Here is a 17,792-nt window from a genome sequence, read left to right on the forward strand (position 1 = left end):
CACGGAGCCCATCTTCCCACAGATGTGATCATGCATTCGAAGAGGCTAATCCTTCCAACGGGATGGACACCGCGGTGGTCCAGCGCTCCTCGCTAAGGCCCACGTCCATGAACCCGCCAAACACTTCGCAGCGGGCACTCATCGCCTCAAGCCCAGTCCGGGAAGACATGATCGGCTCGGCTTTGGAAACTGTATTCTCCGATGTGAGCTGCACACGATCAGCCCCTACGGCCAACCGCAGGTCCACCACCCCGGACGGGTCCGCGTGTTTAAGCACGTTGGTCCCCATTTCCCGTACCGTCCGGCGAAGCGCCTGGCGCAGGCTGGCCGGGATGCGGGCTACTTCACCTTCGACCACCAAACTAACCTGGAAGCCCGCACGGTCCAGTGCTTCCACAACTCCGTCCAGATCGTGAACCAAGCCAACCGCAGTAGTGGTTTCACCGGACATGGCAGGAGCGTCCAGAAACCCAGCGGTTTGTCCTTCACTGCCCGGTATCTGTGGGAGGCCTCCCGGCTCGTCCCTTTCTTCGTCCTTGAGGAGGGTCACCAGGCTACGCAGATCCTGAAGGGTCTGCTGCGCTGCAGTCCCTATGCCTTCCAGGATTTGGGATGTCTTGGCTGGGTCGTTCACGAACTCGGCGCGCCGCGCCTGCATGGCGATGATGGTCACGTCGTGGGCCACGATGTCATGAAGCTCGTGGGCGAGGCGGGTCCGTTCCTCACTCCGGACTAGCGCCTGTTGCTCCTGCAAATCACGGATATGGTGTGTGCTTTGCTCATAGCGGTGCCGGTAGACGTTGACGCTGCGCCATGCCGCGGCCGCAAGGAAGACCACCAGCGCCAGCAGAACCGCCGGTTGGTCAGCCATCTCCGGAGTTGATATGTACAAACCCAGCAAGACACTGGGCACGAACAGCGAGAAATTGATGGCAAGCTTCCACGGAAGAAGGAAGGAACAGAAGGCCACCACCACCATGGTGGGGAAGATCATGGCCACCACAAGGGACGCGTCCCCGCCCAGCACCGTGATGACGGCCAGAGCCAGACACCAGGCAACAGCGGATTGCACGGCGCCAAGGAGGAGCGCCAGGAGCGGCAGGTACGGGACTACCAGCTCCAACCAGCCCTGGAACGACGAAAGATCGTGCTGTTGCCAGCGGATCCCCAACACCAGGAAAAGTATGGTTGCCAGGACGATAGCCGAGCGAAGAACCCACCCTCCGGGCAGGGGTTTGACGTCAGCGAGCCAGTTCGTCCTACTCATCCACCCAAGTATTACAGAGCCAGCGATTCAACCTCGACGGCGGTAAGTCCCGCCTCACGCAGGAAGCTCCGCGCGTCGCCGAACTCCTGCGCAAAGCCGGCCAGGAAGTGCTGCATGGCAGCTTCCGGGCTCTGCAGGATCATCAGCTCGGGGCTGAAGTACTCTGCCGGTGTTGCGGGAACGCTGAGCCGCCACGTTTCTGCCATAACTTCCAGGACGTCCGGCAAGTTGGCTGTGGTGGCGGCATAATCCGCCACTACCTGGTCCTCGGTTCCACCGGATGCCAGAAGAGCTATCGCTGACACCACGCCGGTCCTGTCCTTTCCCAACGAACAGTGAACCAGCGTGCGCTTGCCACGTGCGACGGGTCGCAGTGCATCGCCCACCCATTCGGGCCGCAGCCGGACCCAGCCCAAATACAAGTCGCCGAGGTCCTCCGCTGTTTCCACGGATTGGAGCGACCCGGCAATGGCGTTCGGGTCCAGCGGGTTATGGATGAGCTCGACGGCGGGCGGGGCCGCGGCGGCACCCGCGCCTCCGTCGTCGTCCTGAACCAGCCATGGAACCAACGATCGCTCAAGCTCACTCCGCAGGTCCACGATTGCCTGGATGCCGTGCTCCGTCAGGAAGCCCGACGTTGCAGCGGCATCCAAGCCGAAAGGCTGGCTACCCCTGAGCATCCGGCCACCGGCTATGGGACGCAGATTGAGTACAGCCATGGTTCTGTCCTCTTAGATTTGGCTCTTCAGGTCGGCCACAGAGTTCAGGATCTGGTTGGGCCGGAACGGGAAGGACACGATTTCTTCGCGCTGCGTGATGCCGCTGAGCACCAAAACCGTGTGCAGGCCCGCTTCCATGCCTGCCACGATGTCCGTGTCCATGCGGTCGCCGATCATGGCCGTGGTCTCGGAATGGGCGTCGATCTGGTTCATGGCGGAGCGGAACATCATGGGGTTCGGCTTGCCCACAATGTAGGGCTCGCGGCCCGTGGCCTTGGTGATCATGGCCGCTATGGCACCGGTGGCCGGCATGGGGCCGTCCTTGGAGGGGCCGGTGGCGTCCGGGTTGGTGGCGATGAAACGGGCGCCGGCCAAGATATGGCGGACGGCCATGGTGATTGCTTCGAACGAGTAGGTGCGGGTCTCGCCGAGCACCACGAAATCGGGATCGGTGTCAGTGAGGATGAACCCGGCCTCGTGAAGGGCAGTTGTAAGACCGGCTTCGCCGATGGTGTAGGCGCGGTTGCCCGAGTCCGAGGACTGGACCTGGTCCTTCAGGAACTGTGCGGTGGCCAGCGCAGAGGTCCAGATGTTTTCCTCAGGGACTTCCAGGCCGGACGCGCGAAGGCGGGCTGCGAGGTCGCGAGGCGTGAAGATGGAGTTGTTGGTCAGAACCAGGAAGCGCTTGGACGTGTCCACCCAGCGCTGGATGAGCTCAGCGGCACCGGGAATCGCCTGGTTTTCGTGAACCAGGACGCCGTCCATGTCCGTGAGCCAGCATTCGATTTCGTGGCCATTCCGGTACACCGATGTGGACGTGGTTTCTTCTGCCATATTTGCCTCCGGCTGGGATTGTTCATGCACTGCCACCCAGTCTTCCATCAATCTGCTGCCCCACCATCCTGAAAGCCCCCTTATGTGGGAAGTTCTGCCCATGTGGATAACTCTTTTGACTTGTGTCGTGCGCGTTGGGCTGGTCTACGCTGGTTGCGGCGCTGGTGTGCCACCACCTTGGGTCGGGGGATCGACATGGTGGATTAGCATGTCGCCGCGCTCCCGCAGGTCCCCACTTACCGCATGTGAAAGGGCCTGTCATGAGCAACAACAACGGAGCACCGCAGCCTCCCTATAACCCGGACGGTGTGCCGCAGCCGCGCTACGAGACCGGCAAGGATCAGTACAGCCAGTACCAGCCGGGCCAGACGCAGCCCATGTACCAACCGGAAGCCCAGACTGAGGCGTTCCCGACGCAACCTGCCGCCACACAGGCATTCCCGGCGCAGCAGCCACAGAACCAGCCCGGGCAACACCCCGACGGCGAGTACGCCGAAACCGTGCACCGCTATCCGCAAGGGCAGCAGGGGCAGCAGGGGCAGCGAGGTTATCCAGGTCAGCCGGGCTTCCCGCCGCCGGGCGGCGGCTACCCGGGCCAGCCGGGATACCCGGGTGGACCTGGTGGATCCGGTGGACCTGGTGGATCCGGCGGACCTGGCGGACCCGGCGGACCTGGTGGATCCGGCGGACCCGGCCAGAACCCGGGCGACCACAACAGGAAGTCGTTGTTCCTCATCCTGGGTGGTGTGGCCGTCGTCGTGATCATTGCCCTGGTGGTGACGTTCACGTGGCTGGTTCCGTCCATGACCAAGCCCACGGCGGTGGATAGTCCGGTGCCGTCGGTGACTTCCTCCGACGAGGCGTCCGAGGCGGCAGCGGAGCCTTCTGCCGAACCTTCCGGCGAAGCCTCCGCTTCCTCTGAAATCCCCGCTGACGCCATCCCCCTGCCTGAAGTTTGGAACGAACTTGCCGGACCCAGCAACGTTCCGGCAGACGGTGATCCGCTGTTCAGCAAGTGGGTCACAGGCGAATCGTCCTTCCAGTACTTGGCCGAGTGGACCCACGACGAGTCGTTCGGCATCACCAAGGACCCCACTACCGGTGAGGAGATCCAGAAGAAAGCACAAGGGACCGTGGAAGCTGACGGGGACGGGATTGCGCTCGCCTACGCGTTCTTCGCTGAGTCAGAAGAAGGCAAGTACGGCAAGGATCCCGCAGAGGTCAAGAAGGCCATCCAGGACATCGAAGCCCGCTTCAAGGGGATGACCGCAAGCGAGCTGCCCCAGAACCTGGTGGGCCATAAGTGCACGGCCGACTTCAAGACCAGCATGCCGGAAATCCGGGAGTTCCGGCGCGGTGCAGCCGTAGTAATTGGCTTCACCTGCACCAATGCCCGCGGCGAAGCGATTCAGGCCGTGAACCTGTTCTCCGTGACACCGTGGGGAACCCCGCAGATGCTCGGCGTCAGCGGGCACAAGGAATACTGGGACGCCCACCCCGGACTCTTTGAGCAGCTGGGCAACTCCTACCGCATCAACAAGTGGAAGATGGTCTAAGGGCCGTCCAACTCCGCGCGCTCAGGCAGGCAACCGGGCAGGGCTAAAGTTGAGGGGTGACTGACCTTCCCCCCAACTCAGCCCTGCCCACGCCTGCCGTGTCTCCTCCGGAGAGCGCACCGGAAGGTGAGGCAGAACCGAAAGCCGAGGTCGGCGTCGGGCCTTGGGAGGGTGAATGGCCGGAAGGCGAGCACTGGGACCCGGACCTGTTGAGGGATGGTGACCGCCGCAACGTGGTGGACCAGTATCGCTACTGGAAGCACGAGGCGATCGTGGCGGATTTGGATTCCAAGCGCCACGATTTCCACATTGCGATCGAGAACTGGCAGCACGACCTCAACATCGGCACAGTGGTGCGAACCGCTAACGCCTTCCTCGCCAAAGAAGTACACATTATTGGTCGACGCCGGTGGAATCGTCGCGGCGCCATGGTCACCGACCGCTACCAGCACGTCCGCCATCACCCCACTGTTGAGGACTTTGTCCAGTGGGCTGAGGCGGAGGGCCTGGCGGTCATCGGCATCGACATCTTCCCGGATTCGGTGCCGCTGGAAACCTACGACCTTCCCAGGAACTGTGTGCTGGTGTTCGGACAGGAAGGCCCGGGGCTGACGCCCGAGGTGCACGATGCCGCCGTCGCCACGCTGTCCATCGAGCAGTTCGGCTCTACCCGCTCCATGAATGCGGCTTCCGCCGCGGCCATTGCCATGCACGCGTGGGTCCGCCGGCACGTGTTCCAGCAGCCCGTCAGCTAGCCGAGCTGTCAGTATCGCCCCGGGCAGCTGCGGTCCTAATTGTCTTTGAGAGTCGCTTTTCCGTCGACGATCTGGATCTCACCTGAGACGCGGGCTTCCCTCACCTCAACATGGGGCTCCCATTTGGGGGTGGCCTCGTTGCCGCGGTTTACTTCGTAGCTAACCGTAGCTTTGCCCTTATCCTCTGACTGGATGTACCAAACGTCCTTGGACAGGGAGAGCGTGAAGGTGGGCTCTTGGTCGATGGTCCACTTAACATTGCGGGTGGGGCGGGACTGGTACAGATTGAATCCGGAACAACCGCTGCTGAACGACTGTGTGGTAGTAGCCGGAGCTGACGCGATGCATGCATCCCGCTTCTTTTGGAGAAGGGCCTTTGTCTCGTCCAGGAGGAGCTGGCTGGGCAGTACCTTCAGGGTTTCGGAAGTGTCGGAAATCCTCCGGTCGATGCTGACCAAGGCTTTCTTCTCTTCAACTGTTGTGTATTTGTCACCGGATATACCGAGTTTGTACTCACCGGGAAAAGCCGGCAGGAGCAGCTGGGAACCCGTCAGTGAGCTTCCTGACTCAGGGGCCGCTACGTCTACGCCGTTAACGGTGAACGTCTTCACTGGGCGGTTGGAACTGAGCCGGATTTTCTGGAAGTTCTTGGCCCCTACCTTCCATTCGCCGTCAGGTGACTTGGTCATCATCAGGATGTTCTCCTGCTTTCGGCCGTTCTGGGTTACCTCGGCCCTGACGTACTCGCCCTTTGACTCAAGGATCCGGAAGCCGTCAATGTGCTGGCCCGCTTCCTTGTAGACGTTGTCCTGCAGGAGAACCGCCTCATTCTCCGGGACACCCGGATCCGATACGCTCAACGCCTTCTTGGCATCCCCGTCTACAAGGGCCTGGAAGTACGTAGTAGCAGCCGTGCCACCGTCTTTAGCCGGCGTAAACAGGAAGACCAGCCCGACTGTGGCGGCCGCCAGGACTACCGCTGCTCCGGCTGCGATGGCAATGATCACCGTACGGCTCAGTGTGCGTTTCGGCTGAGGTGGGAAGGTGCCCGGCTGCTGGTAAGGGCCGTTTGGATGCTGGTAGGCGCCGTAGGCCGGGGGAGGAGGCGGGCCGGATGGGGCCGACATGGGGCGCGGTTCGTTGTTGGCGTTCGAGGGGTTCTCCATCCGAGAAGTATATCCATCGTGTGGATGAATCGGGGTTGCCGTGCTGAACGCCGACTCGGCGGAAGTGTTAAGAGCCCCCAGTGACCCGAAACACGGCGTCCCGGCGGATATCGCTAGGATGGGTGCTAGCCGTAAGCGGTCTACTCCAGGGTTACCAACCCACAGACGAATTCAGCATAGGAGTCACCATGCCCATTGCAACCCCAGAGATTTACTCCGAGATGATCGACCGCGCAAAGGCTGGCGGATTCGCTTTCCCCGCAGTCAACGTCACGTCGTCGCAGACTCTGAACGCTGCGATACGCGGTTTCGCCGAGGCAGAATCCGATGGCATCATCCAGGTTTCCACCGGTGGCGCAGCCTACTGGTCCGGCGCCTCGGTCAAGGACATGGTTGCCGGTTCCCTCGGTTTCGCCGCGTTTGCCCGCGAAGTTGCCAAGAACTACAACGTCAACATCGCCTTGCACACGGACCACTGCCCGCAGGACAAGTTGGCAGACTTCGTCCTCCCGCTGCTTTCCGCTTCAGAGGAAGCAGTCAAGGCCGGCAAGGACCCGATCTTCAACTCGCACATGTGGGACGGCTCGCACGAGACGCTCTCCGAGAACCTGCGCATCGGCCGCGAACTGCTTGAACGCGCTGCGGCCGCGAAGATCATCCTCGAAGTTGAAATCGGCACTGTTGGTGGCGAGGAAGACGGCGTTGAGAACGAAATCAACGAGAAGCTCTACACCACCACCGAAGACGCCCTCGCCACGATTGAGGCCCTCGGAGCCGGCGAAAACGGCCGTTACCTCACAGCCCTGACTTTCGGCAACGTCCACGGCGTGTACAAGCCGGGCAACGTCAAGCTCCGTCCGGAACTGCTCAAGCAGATCCAGTCCGAGGTTGGCGCCAAGATCGGCAAGGAAAACCCGTTCGACCTCGTGTTCCACGGCGGCTCCGGTTCCACCGAGCAGGAAATCGCTGACGCCGTTTCCTACGGTGTGATCAAGATGAACATCGACACCGACACCCAGTACGCGTTCACCCGCCCGGTTGCCGGCCACATGTTCTCCAACTACGACGGCGTCCTGAAGGTCGACGGCGAGATGGGCAACAAGAAGACCTACGACCCCCGCGTCTGGGGCGCGTCCGCCGAGGCCGGCATGGCCGCGCGCATCGTCGAAGCCGCCCAGCAGCTCGGATCGGTTGGCAAGACCTTCTAATGTCCGACGAATTCCGGAAGAACCTGATGGGGCCGGAGCCCACGCTCCTGCCCGCCGAATCCGAGATCTACCAGCATCTGGCACTCGGCCACGAAGCACTGGACCTGGTGGCGAAGAACCCCACGTCGTCTCTTCTGTGGGCCATCCTTGCGGAGGAAGCCTGGGCCGAAGGCCGGACCATCGAGTCCTATGCCTACGCCCGCGTTGGCTACCACCGCGGCCTGGATTCCCTGCGCCGCAACGGTTGGCGCGGCGTCGGACCCATCCCGTGGGAGCACGAGCCCAACCAGGGCTTCCTGCGTGCTCTGTACGCGTTGGGCCGGGCAGCGTCGGCAATTGGCGAAGCTGAGGAGCCGGAGCGGATCGAGAAGTTCCTGAACGACTCGGACCCGAAGGCCAAGGCGGCGCTCGAAGCCCGCTAGGGATTCAAGCACATAACAACGGCGACCCTCACCGAAAGGTGGGGGTCGCCGTCGTATATGTGTTGCGAGGCTGCTAAGCCTTGCGGGGAATTCCCGTGCGTGCCATGGCCTCGGCGTAGGCGCCGTGGATGGCATCCAGGTATTCCTGCTGGCGGGCCGGGGTGCCGGCGAAGGAGCGGCCACCGAGCGAGCGGACCTTGAAGGTCTTGAAGCCGCGGCGGGCGATGCTGGCCGGTGCGGCCTTCATGAGCTGATCGGCAAGGCGGTGTGCCTCGTTGCCGTGCGCCACCAGCGCAGAGGTGCGCGGAAGGAGCTGCAGAAGCCGCAGGAGCGGCTTGAGGCCCTCGGTGATGTTGGCCGGCGTGAGCTTGCCCGGTTCCTCATTGGGTTCAATCCACGGGTAGGCGTTCCAAGGCATCATGAGCTCGGGACGGAGGCCCAGCTGCCACTGCATGCCGAGCATGCGGGTGGTGGCTTCCTCGTCACCCGGGTTGATGAACCCTTCGCCAGTGTTGGTGCGCTGATTGGAGAAAAGGCTGACGATGCGGCAATCATCCATGCTGTGGGCGGGGTCGATGTAAAGGACCTCACTGCCCGGCTTCTGGACCTTGATGGAGTCGCACAGCTCGTTGACCTCGGCGATGTGCGGTTCGTAGCGGCGGTTCCAGAGGATTTCTTCGGGTGATTCAGTCGCCAGTTCTTGCATCAGGGGTTAGGTCTCCTAGGTGTTACAGCGCACCGTTCCGAGGTGCCGCGGGCATGCCGCAGCCGAACCTCAAAGGGTGCTGTTGGGGGCTAACTAACCTTACCGGACTATGGGCGTGAACGGGGCCCGCTTCGGCGCGCCCTCTGAATGCGGAGCGGCGTGTTGCCTGGAAGTGTGTGCGGCGTCATCACTCTTAACCCTAAAGTGCAGTCCAGCCCGAGGAGGCTTTTCTCACGCAGATAATGACTGTGAAACCACCGTCGGGCCTGTCCTGACGGCAGTCCGGACCTTGGTGGCCATCAACGTCAACGTTCAACCGGACAAGAACTGGCCCGGGACCAAACCGGCGGATGTTACGGCAGCGGCGGGGGAGTACAAGGTCTCGGCCATCAGAGTGGGGCTGGTGGACAGTGCCGGCTTGCTGAGCCTGCAACTGGGCAGTTCCTCGGCTGGTCCTGTGGCGCTCGCCGTTCCTTGACTTATCCACAACGGCACCCCAACGCCGGCCAAACACCAGAGAAACTGTTGTCATCGGCTAAACTTGGCTGGTAAGAGCCCCGAAACTCTTGCGCATGCCGTGCCTTTGGTCCGGCTGCACCAGCTACGTCGGGGCATTCTCATGTACGGCGCCTGACTCTGGTGATCCAACCGGAGCAAGCCCGAAAGAATGGGGGAGGATCCCATGCCCGCTATCGTGATCGTCGGAGCCCAGTGGGGCGACGAAGGTAAAGGCAAAGCAACCGATCTGCTCGGTGGCCGTGTTGACTATGTGGTCAAGCCCAACGGCGGTAACAACGCCGGGCACACCGTGGTTGTTGGCGGTGAGAAGTATGAGCTGAAGCTCCTTCCCGCGGGCATCCTGAGCCCCAACGCAATCCCTATTATCGGCAATGGCTGCGTGGTGAACCTGGAGGCCCTCTTCCAGGAAATCGACGGCCTTGAAGCCCGCGGTGCAGACACGTCCCGCCTCCGTGTTTCGGCCAACGCCCACCTTGTTGCGCCCTACCACCAAGTCCTGGACAAGGTCACTGAGCGCTTCCTTGGCAGCCGGGCAATCGGTACCACCGGGCGCGGCATCGGTCCGGCGTATATGGACAAGGTGGCCCGCCTCGGCATCCGCGTCCAAGACGTCTTTGACGAATCCATCCTCCGCCAGAAGGTGGAAGGCTCGCTGCGCCAGAAGAACGAGCTCCTGGTCAAGGTGTACAACCGCCGCGACATCGTGGTGGACGAGATCGTGGAGTACTTCCTGTCCTTCGCTGAGCGCCTGCGCCCGTTGGTCATCGACAGCACACTGGTCCTCAACAACGCCCTGGATGAGGGCAAGGTTGTGCTCATGGAAGGCGGCCAGGCAACGTTCCTGGACGTTGACCACGGCACCTACCCGTTCGTCACCTCATCCAACCCCACCGCCGGCGGCGCGTCCGTAGGCTCGGGCATTGGTCCCACCCGCATCTCGCGGTCCATCGGCATCATCAAGGCCTACACCACCCGTGTTGGCGCCGGCCCGTTCCCCACGGAACTGTTCGACGACATGGGTGTTTACCTGCAGAAGACCGGCGGCGAGTTCGGTGTCAACACCGGCCGTCCCCGCCGCTGCGGCTGGTACGACGCCGTCCTGGCCCGCCACGCTTCCCGCGTCAACGGTTTCACGGACTACTTCGTCACCAAGCTGGACGTCCTCACGGGCATCGAGCAGATCCCGGTCTGTGTTGCCTACGAGGTTGACGGCGTGCGTCACGACGAGATGCCCATGACGCAGACCGAGTTCCACCACGCAGTCCCCATCTTCGAGTACTTCGACGGCTGGACCGAGGACATCACCACGGCCCGCACCCTGGAGGATCTCCCGGAGAACGCCCGCAACTACGTGCTGGCACTGGAGAAGCTCTCCGGTACGCGCTTCTCGGCCATCGGCGTCGGTCCGGACCGCGACCAGACGATCGTTGTCCACGACCTGATCAACGACTGACTTAGAGCTCGACGACGGCGGACCGCCCCCGGCTTACCTGCCGGGGACGGTCGCAACGCCGGAGTGCACCCGCGGCGGCTGTTTCAGTACGCCTCGATGTGGGCGCGGACCAGGCTTCCGTCATCGCTCAGCCAGCCTTTGCCGGCGGCGTACACCAGCATGTTGGCGAAGCGGTAGTTCCAGCCCATGCCGATCCGTCCGGCGCATTCGCCGCGTATCCAGTCCACTGATACCAGGACGTCTTCCTTGTCCATCCGTCCAGCGGCGGTGGTTTTGAGCAACCCGGGCAGGTTCTCCCTGGCTTCCTCGGAGAGCAGGACCTTGAAGCTGGTGCAGTCATCAGGTTCGTCCAGAGCTACGGATCCGGGGCTGACGCGAACGTGCACGGCAGTTCCTTTCGTTCGACAGTATGTGGCTGGTTCCACTATGCCGAGGCGCAGGAAGCGTCAGGAAGACGAGCTTTTGGATAGCCGGTATCGCTGGCAGTTATGCCGATGGGTCCCGTGTGGTGTCCATCAGGTATGAAGCCACCATGCCCGCGAGCTTCTCCGAAATCTCGGGCCACTCGAACTTACCGCTGCCTTCCATGGTGCTGCCCAGGCCGAGCCTTCGGGCGATCACGCTGTAGGAGACGTTGAAACACCAATCGATTTCGTCCTGGCCCAGGTAGCCGTCCGGCCAGGAGCGCAGGACTTTGGCGAAATTGCTTGCAAGGACGGCGTGGGAGGCGGCGCCCCGTTGGGAAATAGTTTCATCGTTGGTGGCCCTGAGCATGAAGGGCCGGAGGATATCGGCGTATTGCCGCAAGACCTCGATGGTCTTGTCCATGGCCTCACGGGCTATCGACTGGAGGCCGTCCTCAGGCCGGGTTGGCAGCGATTCAAACAGGTAGTTGGACACGGCGTCGATGTCATCCATCTTGCGGCCGTGCGCCACGCTGACCAGGTCATCTTTGCCTTCAAACCGCGCGTAGATGGAACCGATGGATACGCCTGAACGGGCACTGACATCGGCCAAGGTGAATTCGTCGTTCCCGCGCTCTTCCAGCAGGGCCAGGGCCGCCTCGATCGTCTTTTCAAACGACTGGCGGCTCCTGGCCTGCTTTGGTTCGCGGGACTTGGTCTCCGGAAGAGTCACACTGTGATCCTACAGAGGATTCCGTCAGCCGAAGCGTTCTGGGATACCCGGATTTCCCATTCCCCGGACGGGACAACCCAATCTGCAGAGGCGGTATCCCACCGCCGGAAGCCCAGCGGCTCCAGCGGGATCTCCACCTCGCGGCCTTCGCCGGCGTCAAGGTCAACGCCCGCAAAACCGGCCATCCGGAAGTCCGTCTCATGCGGTGCCCGGAGGTACGCCTGAACCACGTCGCGGCCTTCGGAGGCACCAGTATTGGTGACCGTTGCCCTCACCGAGACACCCTGGACACCATCCCGGGATCCAGCCGAAACTGAAGAGCCTGCCGAAGCTACGGCGTCAACCAGCTCAAAGGAGGTGTACCCCAGGCCGTATCCGAAGGGGTACCGCGGTTGTAGTCCCGTGCTGTGGAAGTGCCGGTATCCCATGGGTTCGCTGGCTGAGTAGTCCAGCGTGAGATCAGCATCCAACCCTGTTCCCCAGCCAGGGGTATCTTCATCACGGCGGGGGAAGGACACCGGCAGCCGGCCTGCGGGGGCGGTACTGCCGGTGAGGACTCCAGCCAGTGCCGGACCGAACTCCTGCCCGGGGAACCATGCCATCAGCACAGCTTTGACCTTATCCGCCCACGGCAGGAGCACTGCGCGGGAAGCATTGACCACCACAATGGTGTTGGCCGCCACCCCGGCAACAGCCTCAACCAGCCGGTCGCTCGCCGGGTCAAGTGCCGCCGTCGTGCGGTCCGCACTTTCACGGGATGACCCTTGCTGGTCACCGATGACCACCACCACCGCGTCAGCTTGCGCCGCGAGCTCAACCGCGGCGGACAGCGGATCGGTCACTTGTTCAGGTGTGGCAACCGCGGTGATCGCTTGCACGCGTCCCGGCTGGAACGCCATGTCGATCACCAGTTCCACCGTCCCTGCCGGCAGGTCCACGGGAATCTCCTGCGTGTCTGCGCGGGCCACCACGCCCATGACGTCATCCGGCGCGGGCGGAGGAACCACCAGCACCTCCTGGCCATCAATGCGGAGTGAACTGACTCCGGTTCCGCCGGCACCCACCATCCATCGTGCGGGATCGGCCAGGTGCACATGAGCCGTGATGCGTGCACGGCCGGGAACGCCCGCGCCCAGGCCCGGTACAGGTCCGAACCATACGAACGCGGAGGATTTACGGACCTCGCTGTACAGGACGTCCCCGGAGTCACCGGCCGGCAGGACTTCCAAAAGAACGCCAGGCGTTCCGTCCGGTGCCGTACTGCCGAGTTCCGTCAGGGACAACGCCGACTCCGGCGCGGCGCCGGGCTGGTAAAGAACCTCGACGCCGGGACCTGCTGCCTCGCGGATGGCGTCCAGAGGTGTGGCTACCCGGCCTTCGGGACGGACGGTGGCGAAGGTTCCGCCTTGGAAACAGGGTTTGGCAGCATTGTGTCCCACCACTGCCAACGTTTTCACCTTGGACATGTCCAGGGGCAGGACAGCGTCCTTGTTTTCGAGCAGCACGAAAGACTGGGCTGCGGCCTCGCGGAGTACCTTCAGCTGCTCATCCCGGCTGCGCAGGCGGGATGGTGCCGGCAGTGCAGTTCCGGTGCGGCGGCCGGTCCGGTCAGCGAGCCTTATGACCCGTTCCACGGCGTCGCCCAAACGCTCCGGTGCCACCGCGCCGGAAGCCACGGCCTCGGCGAAACGGGCGCCAAGGTAGTTAGCTGGCCCGGGCATCTCCAGATCCAGGCCTGCATTGGCGGCCGCCACGGTGTCATCCACGCCGTACCAGTCGGACACCACTACGCCGTCGTACTGCCATTCGTCCTTCAGGACGCTGATGAGGTCCGCGTTCTGGGAGCAATGGGTGCCGTTGACCCGGTTGTAGGCCATCATCAACATCCACGGGTTGGCAGCGCGCACCGTTAGCTCAAACGGCAACAGGTATGTCTCCCGCAAGGTGGACTGTTCCACGCTGGAGTTCATCCGGCGTCGTTCTGTTTCCGTGTCGTTAGCCACCACGTGCTTGGTGCAGGAACCAACGCCTTGTGATTGGAGTCCTTCCACCCATGCTGCGCCCAACGTGCCGGTCAGGTAGGGGTCTTCCGAGAACATCTCGAAACCCCGGCCCGTGAGGGGTGAACGGGGCATGTTCAGGTTGGGGCCAAGAATGGCGGAGACGCCACGTTCAACGCCTTGCTGACCAATCACCTGGCCTATTTCGCGGACGAGTTCCGGATTCCACGTGGCACCCAGGGCCGTTCCTGAAGGCATGATCAGGGAGGTGTCGCGCTCATCCATGGCCTTGCTGACGATTCCCAAGGGACCGTCCAGCAGGACCATTTCTTCAACCCCGGCGGCCGCGCTTGCTGTAGTGCTCCAGCCGTTCAGGCCGCCGGTGAGCTCTGCTCCAACGATCTCCGTCCCGTGGGGAACGGCGTCAGTGTGTTCGCTGGTAGTTGTCACAGGGCTGCAACCTTGTCTGCCTCCACGGCAGCTTCGTTGGAACGCAGCAGGGGCTGAACGCGCTCTGCGAAGAGTCGCATGGTCTGGGCCGTGAAGCGGCGGCGTTCTTCCGTCAGGGGGCCACCCATTGCAGCCATGAGAACGTTTCCGATACCCAGGTCTGCGTATTTCTGAAGTTCGGCGGCCACGGTTTCCGGGCTGCCGTAAAGGCACCAGGTTCCCTTGTAGCCTTCGGTCCGGGCATCGGGTGTGGGGCGCAAGTCAACGCCGCTGATGGTTTCCGCTGCTTTGTTGGCAGCATATTCGCGCTCAACAGTCTCTTGGTACTGCTCGAGGATGATGTCCATCTCGGCTGCGGCCTGCTCATCGGTTTCGGCGATGTGCACGTGCTGGTAGGAGTGCGTGGTCCATTCCAGGGCGGCACGGACGGCCTCTTCCGAATGGCCCGCGGCTTCGAGGGCGCTGCGGTATATGCCGAAGTTCTTCTTCACTTCTTCATACGCATTTCCGCTGTCGATGATGGGCGGGGTGAAGGCAAGGATGAAGGCGGGCTGGGCCTTTTTGGCTGCGCGCTCAACGCTGGAAGGCCTCGCTGCCACGGACATGACGCGGGGTTCCGGCTTGGTGTAAGGCGAAGGCACGATCCGGGACACCACTGCGCCGCGGTAATGGCCGTTGTCGAACGTTACGGGCTCGTCGCCGGGCTGCTTGGCCCAGAGGCGTTCAGCGATCTCCAGGTTCTCATTGGCCAACCGTGAGCTGTCCTGGTAGTTCACGCCAAAACCGATCATTTCCTCAGGCGTGGTTCCGCTGCCAACGCCCACCAGGAGCTTGCCGTCCGTCAGTTGGTCCAGCAAAGCGAGCCGCTCGGCGAAACGGACCGGGTGGTGCAAGGCCAGGGTCTGGACGGAAAAGCCGAAGTGCATGCGTTCGAGTTTGCCTGCCAGGTACGCGGCGAAAACGAAGGGATCGCTTGCGGGGGGAGCGTAACCGGTGAAGTGGTGGTCGGGAAGGAAGACGGCATCAAAGCCCTTCTGCTCGGCATCGGTGGCGTGCTCCACCATTGCCTGCATCACGGCACGGTCTTCTTCCGGACCGCGGGAACGGGAGGTGAGGAACAGGGAGAAATGCATGGGAACTCCTGAAGTGTTTGAGTGTGTCAGGCGGAAATGCGTTGGGCCGTCAGCGGCCCAGTGCGTTCTGCCTCGGATGGTTCTGAGATATGAATGGGCCCCGGGGCGGCCGGCTCCATAGGGCCGTCCAGCTCTGCGGCCGCCCGGGCAACAAGCCGGCGGAACCACTGGTGCCCCGGGTCCGGGGACTTGGAGGGATGCCACCAGGCGCACTCCACCAAAGTGGGGAGGCTGATGGGAAGCTGCATGATCTTGACGCCGGCCACCGAAGCGAGCATCCGGGCGAGCCGTTCCTGAACCAAGGCAAGCCGTGACGTCCCTGCTACTGCAAAAGGCAGCATGAGGAAGCTGTCAACAATGATGTCCGTCTTTTCCCCCAGCTGAAGGTCATAGACCCGGCGATCAGCCAGCGTTGAGTCAACTTCGGTGCCGAATAACCTGGCCCAGCGTGCGTCACGCATTTCTTCAACCGTCAGAGTCTCTTCCGCCGAGGTGTCTCCCGTGACGCACACCCAGTTGTCCGTGAACAACTCCGTGTGCGGGAAACCGGAAAAGTGCCCTTTGGGTATGAGCATGAGATCCGCCGTCTGAAGGGTCTCCTTGATGCGTTCCACGGCTTGGGGTGTGACGGCATCGAAATGCACTTGCACCCCCGGCGCCTCCTTTTGGAGCATGTTCATCAACGTCCCGGACAAAGCCGTCAGGCAATAGTCGGACGTCACGATCCGGAAGCTGCGGGTTGAGAGTGCCGGGTCAAAGACGGCCTGCGCATCAAAGGTGCGTTCAACCATCCGGAGGATCTGCGAAACGTCCTCCTTGAGGACCTGTGCCAGGGGAGTGAGCTCATATGCCGAGCCGATCCGCGTTAGCAGCTGATCATCAAATTGCCGGCGCAGCCTCTGCAGGGACGAGCTCATGGCCGGTTGGCTGATGCCGATCCTGGCCCCCGCCCGGGTGACGTTTCGCTCCATCAGCAAAGCGTCGAGGGCAACCAAAAGGTTGAGATCGGCAGTCAGTAGGTTGACCATGGGATTCTCCTAATCCGAATTAGAATACTGATACTAATTATGAGGCGCGTCACATCCAAGGTCAATAGCTGCCTCCGGTCTAGGAAACCTGGGCCGGGTGAACACCTCCGATCGCATCGGTGATCGACTGTGCCGCCGTGATCAAGTGATCGCGGCATTCTTCCAGGCGTGATAGTGGTTCACTGCCCGTGAATCCGTTGACAGTAAGCGTCACTGCCACTTGCCCATCCGTATCGAAGACGGGGGCGTGCAGGGACGTGACCCCCGCAGGATCATCCAAAGCAGCAGGCCCGGAAGATGCTGCCCTTTCGATCAGAAGGGGAAGCACGCCGCTGAGATCGGGTGCCGCGGTGTCGCTGGGCACGTGGACAATTCGTTCAAACTCAGCTGCGGCGCCTACATCCACGGAGACGGCATAGCCCAGGGAACGGACTTGCTCCAGCTCGGCATGCGCAAGGGTGGCATCAACCTCACCCACCACGTCACGGGCGTTGTCGATCCAACGCTTTTCCGCAGCGTCCCCCGCCCAGGCCACATGCAGCGGAGCCAGCGGAGCGGCCAGGCCAAAGGAGACTCCCACCCGTGAAGGTGAACCACCGGGTGAGCTGTCAACCCCGGCGGCCGTCAGGACAACGACGGAATCGTCAACAACTCCGCTCACCAGGACCTCAAGCTTCAAAGCATCCGCCAAGGCTTCGATGACCGGACGCGCAGCATCCGCGGCCTTGACGTGCCGGGTCAGCGCAGTGGCCGGCGAAACGATGGAGGGGATGGTGAACGAGCCGTACCCACCCCGGAGGAAAAGGAGGGGCAGTTCTTTGGAAGATCCAACCCCCAATGCCTTGACGCGGCCGATCACGATGTCGTGGTCTCCGGAACGGATGACGTCCTCAATGTCGCAATCGATCCAAGCCGCCGCTCCTTCAAGCCGTGGGCTGCCGGAAGGAGTATCGCCCCACTGGTTGGCCGTGAAACGATCCTCCGCTTTGCGGGAGAACGCACGGCAAACGTCCTGCTGTCCGGCGGTCAGGACGTTGGCGCAGAAAGAGCCCGTCTCGCGGATCTTGGGCCAACTCGTGGAACGGACGTCAGGCATGAACGCCACCAACGGGGGATCCAGAGAGACGGAGCTGAACGTGCCCACCACCATTCCCGCCGGCTGCTCGTCCTCGGGTGCGGCGGTGATCAAGGTGACGCCGGTGGGATACTGGCCCAGGACGTAGCGGAACCACGCCGCGTTTTCGGGGCTGGTGTCCTGGTTTTCTGCGGTGGAAGCGCGGATGCTCTGTGCCATCTCTTTGCTCTCCTCTTCGTTGAGATTTCCTCCAGTAAACGCGGGGGACGGGCGGGTGCGGAAATAGTTCCGGGGTATGCGGAGTATCGCGAATTCCAATGCTGCAGGCCCAGGCATTGCGGTCAGCGGCGGTGATAGATTCGTT

At 62.5% G+C, this 17,792-nt stretch carries 17 protein-coding genes; 6 read left to right on the top strand and 11 right to left on the bottom strand.

The annotated features are described in order from the left end of the window. Positions 1-28 precede the first annotated feature (28 nt). Genes LDN70_RS02760 through LDN70_RS02770 form a run of 3 tightly spaced genes read right to left on the bottom strand, consistent with a single transcriptional unit; the run spans position 29 to position 2,820 of the window. The gene (locus LDN70_RS02760; RefSeq protein WP_166841249.1) at positions 29-1,267 is read right to left on the bottom strand and encodes a sensor histidine kinase; all 1,239 of its coding nucleotides are present in this window, start codon (positions 1,265-1,267) and stop codon (positions 29-31) included. An 11-nt stretch (positions 1,268-1,278) separates the two neighbouring features. Continuing rightward, complete coding sequence (locus LDN70_RS02765) at positions 1,279-1,986, bottom strand: tyrosine-protein phosphatase (protein ID WP_166841250.1); 708 nt, start codon at positions 1,984-1,986, stop codon at positions 1,279-1,281. Between the two features lie 12 nt (positions 1,987-1,998). Then, positions 1,999-2,820, bottom strand: coding sequence for an HAD-IIA family hydrolase (locus LDN70_RS02770; protein ID WP_035761154.1), 822 nt, complete (start codon positions 2,818-2,820; stop codon positions 1,999-2,001). Between the two features lie 260 nt (positions 2,821-3,080). Here LDN70_RS02770 and LDN70_RS02775 point away from each other — a divergent pair, with 260 nt between their 5' ends. Both LDN70_RS02775 and LDN70_RS02780 read left to right on the top strand, forming a co-directional pair. Further along, positions 3,081-4,376: a hypothetical protein gene (locus tag LDN70_RS02775; RefSeq protein ID WP_223941661.1), complete on the top strand. Its 1,296-nt coding sequence runs from the start codon at positions 3,081-3,083 to the stop codon at positions 4,374-4,376. A 56-nt stretch (positions 4,377-4,432) separates the two neighbouring features. Continuing rightward, positions 4,433-5,131 carry a TrmH family RNA methyltransferase gene (locus LDN70_RS02780; RefSeq protein WP_502773758.1) on the top strand — a complete coding sequence of 233 codons (699 nt, stop codon included), beginning with the start codon at positions 4,433-4,435 and terminating at the stop codon, positions 5,129-5,131. Positions 5,132-5,166: 35 nt separating this feature from the next. Here LDN70_RS02780 and LDN70_RS02785 read toward each other — a convergent pair whose 3' ends face one another. Continuing rightward, positions 5,167-6,297, bottom strand: coding sequence for a hypothetical protein (locus LDN70_RS02785; RefSeq protein ID WP_166841252.1), 1,131 nt, complete (start codon positions 6,295-6,297; stop codon positions 5,167-5,169). A 188-nt stretch (positions 6,298-6,485) separates the two neighbouring features. Between LDN70_RS02785 and fbaA the strand changes: the two genes are divergently transcribed. Beyond that, the gene (fbaA, locus tag LDN70_RS02790; protein ID WP_223941662.1) at positions 6,486-7,505 is read left to right on the top strand and encodes a class II fructose-bisphosphate aldolase; all 1,020 of its coding nucleotides are present in this window, start codon (positions 6,486-6,488) and stop codon (positions 7,503-7,505) included. Beyond that, positions 7,505-7,927, top strand: a complete 423-nt coding sequence (locus tag LDN70_RS02795) for a DUF3151 domain-containing protein (RefSeq protein WP_142936821.1) — start codon at positions 7,505-7,507, stop codon at positions 7,925-7,927. The genes fbaA and LDN70_RS02795 overlap by 1 nt, the downstream gene beginning before the upstream one ends. Before the next feature lie 73 nt (positions 7,928-8,000). Here LDN70_RS02795 and LDN70_RS02800 read toward each other — a convergent pair whose 3' ends face one another. Continuing rightward, a complete protein-coding gene (locus LDN70_RS02800; RefSeq protein WP_142936820.1) occupies positions 8,001-8,633 on the bottom strand; it encodes a uracil-DNA glycosylase in 633 nt (210 codons plus the stop codon). Positions 8,634-8,925: 292 nt separating this feature from the next. On the opposite strand from LDN70_RS02800, the gene LDN70_RS02805 reads away from it, so the two are divergent. Both LDN70_RS02805 and LDN70_RS02810 read left to right on the top strand, forming a co-directional pair. Beyond that, entirely contained in the window at positions 8,926-9,111 is a 186-nt protein-coding gene (locus LDN70_RS02805; RefSeq protein WP_187697060.1) for a hypothetical protein, read from the top strand. Between the two features lie 204 nt (positions 9,112-9,315). Continuing rightward, a complete protein-coding gene (locus LDN70_RS02810) occupies positions 9,316-10,605 on the top strand; it encodes an adenylosuccinate synthase (protein ID WP_062069837.1) in 1,290 nt (429 codons plus the stop codon). A gap of 83 nt (positions 10,606-10,688) precedes the next feature. Here LDN70_RS02810 and LDN70_RS02815 read toward each other — a convergent pair whose 3' ends face one another. From LDN70_RS02815 to LDN70_RS02840, 6 genes are all read right to left on the bottom strand, one after another. Then, on the bottom strand, positions 10,689-10,991 hold the full coding sequence (locus tag LDN70_RS02815; protein ID WP_223941663.1) for a hypothetical protein: 303 nt from the start codon (positions 10,989-10,991) through the stop codon (positions 10,689-10,691). 100 nt (positions 10,992-11,091) lie between these two features. Continuing rightward, positions 11,092-11,742, bottom strand: a complete 651-nt coding sequence (locus LDN70_RS02820) for a TetR/AcrR family transcriptional regulator (protein ID WP_223941664.1) — start codon at positions 11,740-11,742, stop codon at positions 11,092-11,094. After that, complete coding sequence (locus LDN70_RS02825) at positions 11,739-14,192, bottom strand: beta-glucosidase family protein (protein WP_223941665.1); 2,454 nt, start codon at positions 14,190-14,192, stop codon at positions 11,739-11,741. The genes LDN70_RS02820 and LDN70_RS02825 overlap by 4 nt, the downstream gene beginning before the upstream one ends. Next, positions 14,189-15,325, bottom strand: coding sequence for an LLM class flavin-dependent oxidoreductase (locus LDN70_RS02830; protein ID WP_223941666.1), 1,137 nt, complete (start codon positions 15,323-15,325; stop codon positions 14,189-14,191). The genes LDN70_RS02825 and LDN70_RS02830 overlap by 4 nt, the downstream gene beginning before the upstream one ends. A gap of 26 nt (positions 15,326-15,351) precedes the next feature. Beyond that, positions 15,352-16,353 (bottom strand): LysR family transcriptional regulator, encoded by a 1,002-nt coding sequence (locus tag LDN70_RS02835; RefSeq protein WP_223941667.1) that lies wholly within the window; start codon positions 16,351-16,353, stop codon positions 15,352-15,354. Between the two features lie 79 nt (positions 16,354-16,432). Continuing rightward, entirely contained in the window at positions 16,433-17,647 is a 1,215-nt protein-coding gene (locus tag LDN70_RS02840; protein WP_223941668.1) for a flavin reductase family protein, read from the bottom strand. Positions 17,648-17,792 lie beyond the last annotated feature (145 nt).

The sequence above is a fragment of the Arthrobacter sp. StoSoilB22 genome, assembly GCF_019977315.1.
GTDB lineage: Bacteria > Actinomycetota > Actinomycetes > Actinomycetales > Micrococcaceae > Arthrobacter.

What these genes read in the sequence shown, in the direction of transcription:
- LDN70_RS02760 (WP_166841249.1), bottom strand. Translation starts at nt 1,267, where the DNA reads ATGAGTAGGACGAACTGGCTCGCTGACGTCAAACCCCTGCCCGGAGGG.
- LDN70_RS02765 (WP_166841250.1), bottom strand. Translation starts at nt 1,986, where the DNA reads ATGGCTGTACTCAATCTGCGTCCCATAGCCGGTGGCCGGATGCTCAGG.
- LDN70_RS02770 (WP_035761154.1), bottom strand. Translation starts at nt 2,820, where the DNA reads ATGGCAGAAGAAACCACGTCCACATCGGTGTACCGGAATGGCCACGAA.
- LDN70_RS02775 (WP_223941661.1), top strand. Translation starts at nt 3,081, where the DNA reads ATGAGCAACAACAACGGAGCACCGCAGCCTCCCTATAACCCGGACGGT.
- LDN70_RS02785 (WP_166841252.1), bottom strand. Translation starts at nt 6,297, where the DNA reads ATGGAGAACCCCTCGAACGCCAACAACGAACCGCGCCCCATGTCGGCC.
- fbaA (WP_223941662.1), top strand. Translation starts at nt 6,486, where the DNA reads ATGCCCATTGCAACCCCAGAGATTTACTCCGAGATGATCGACCGCGCA.
- LDN70_RS02795 (WP_142936821.1), top strand. Translation starts at nt 7,505, where the DNA reads ATGTCCGACGAATTCCGGAAGAACCTGATGGGGCCGGAGCCCACGCTC.
- LDN70_RS02800 (WP_142936820.1), bottom strand. Translation starts at nt 8,633, where the DNA reads ATGCAAGAACTGGCGACTGAATCACCCGAAGAAATCCTCTGGAACCGC.
- LDN70_RS02810 (WP_062069837.1), top strand. Translation starts at nt 9,316, where the DNA reads ATGCCCGCTATCGTGATCGTCGGAGCCCAGTGGGGCGACGAAGGTAAA.
- LDN70_RS02830 (WP_223941666.1), bottom strand. Translation starts at nt 15,325, where the DNA reads ATGCATTTCTCCCTGTTCCTCACCTCCCGTTCCCGCGGTCCGGAAGAA.
- LDN70_RS02835 (WP_223941667.1), bottom strand. Translation starts at nt 16,353, where the DNA reads ATGGTCAACCTACTGACTGCCGATCTCAACCTTTTGGTTGCCCTCGAC.
- LDN70_RS02840 (WP_223941668.1), bottom strand. Translation starts at nt 17,647, where the DNA reads ATGGCACAGAGCATCCGCGCTTCCACCGCAGAAAACCAGGACACCAGC.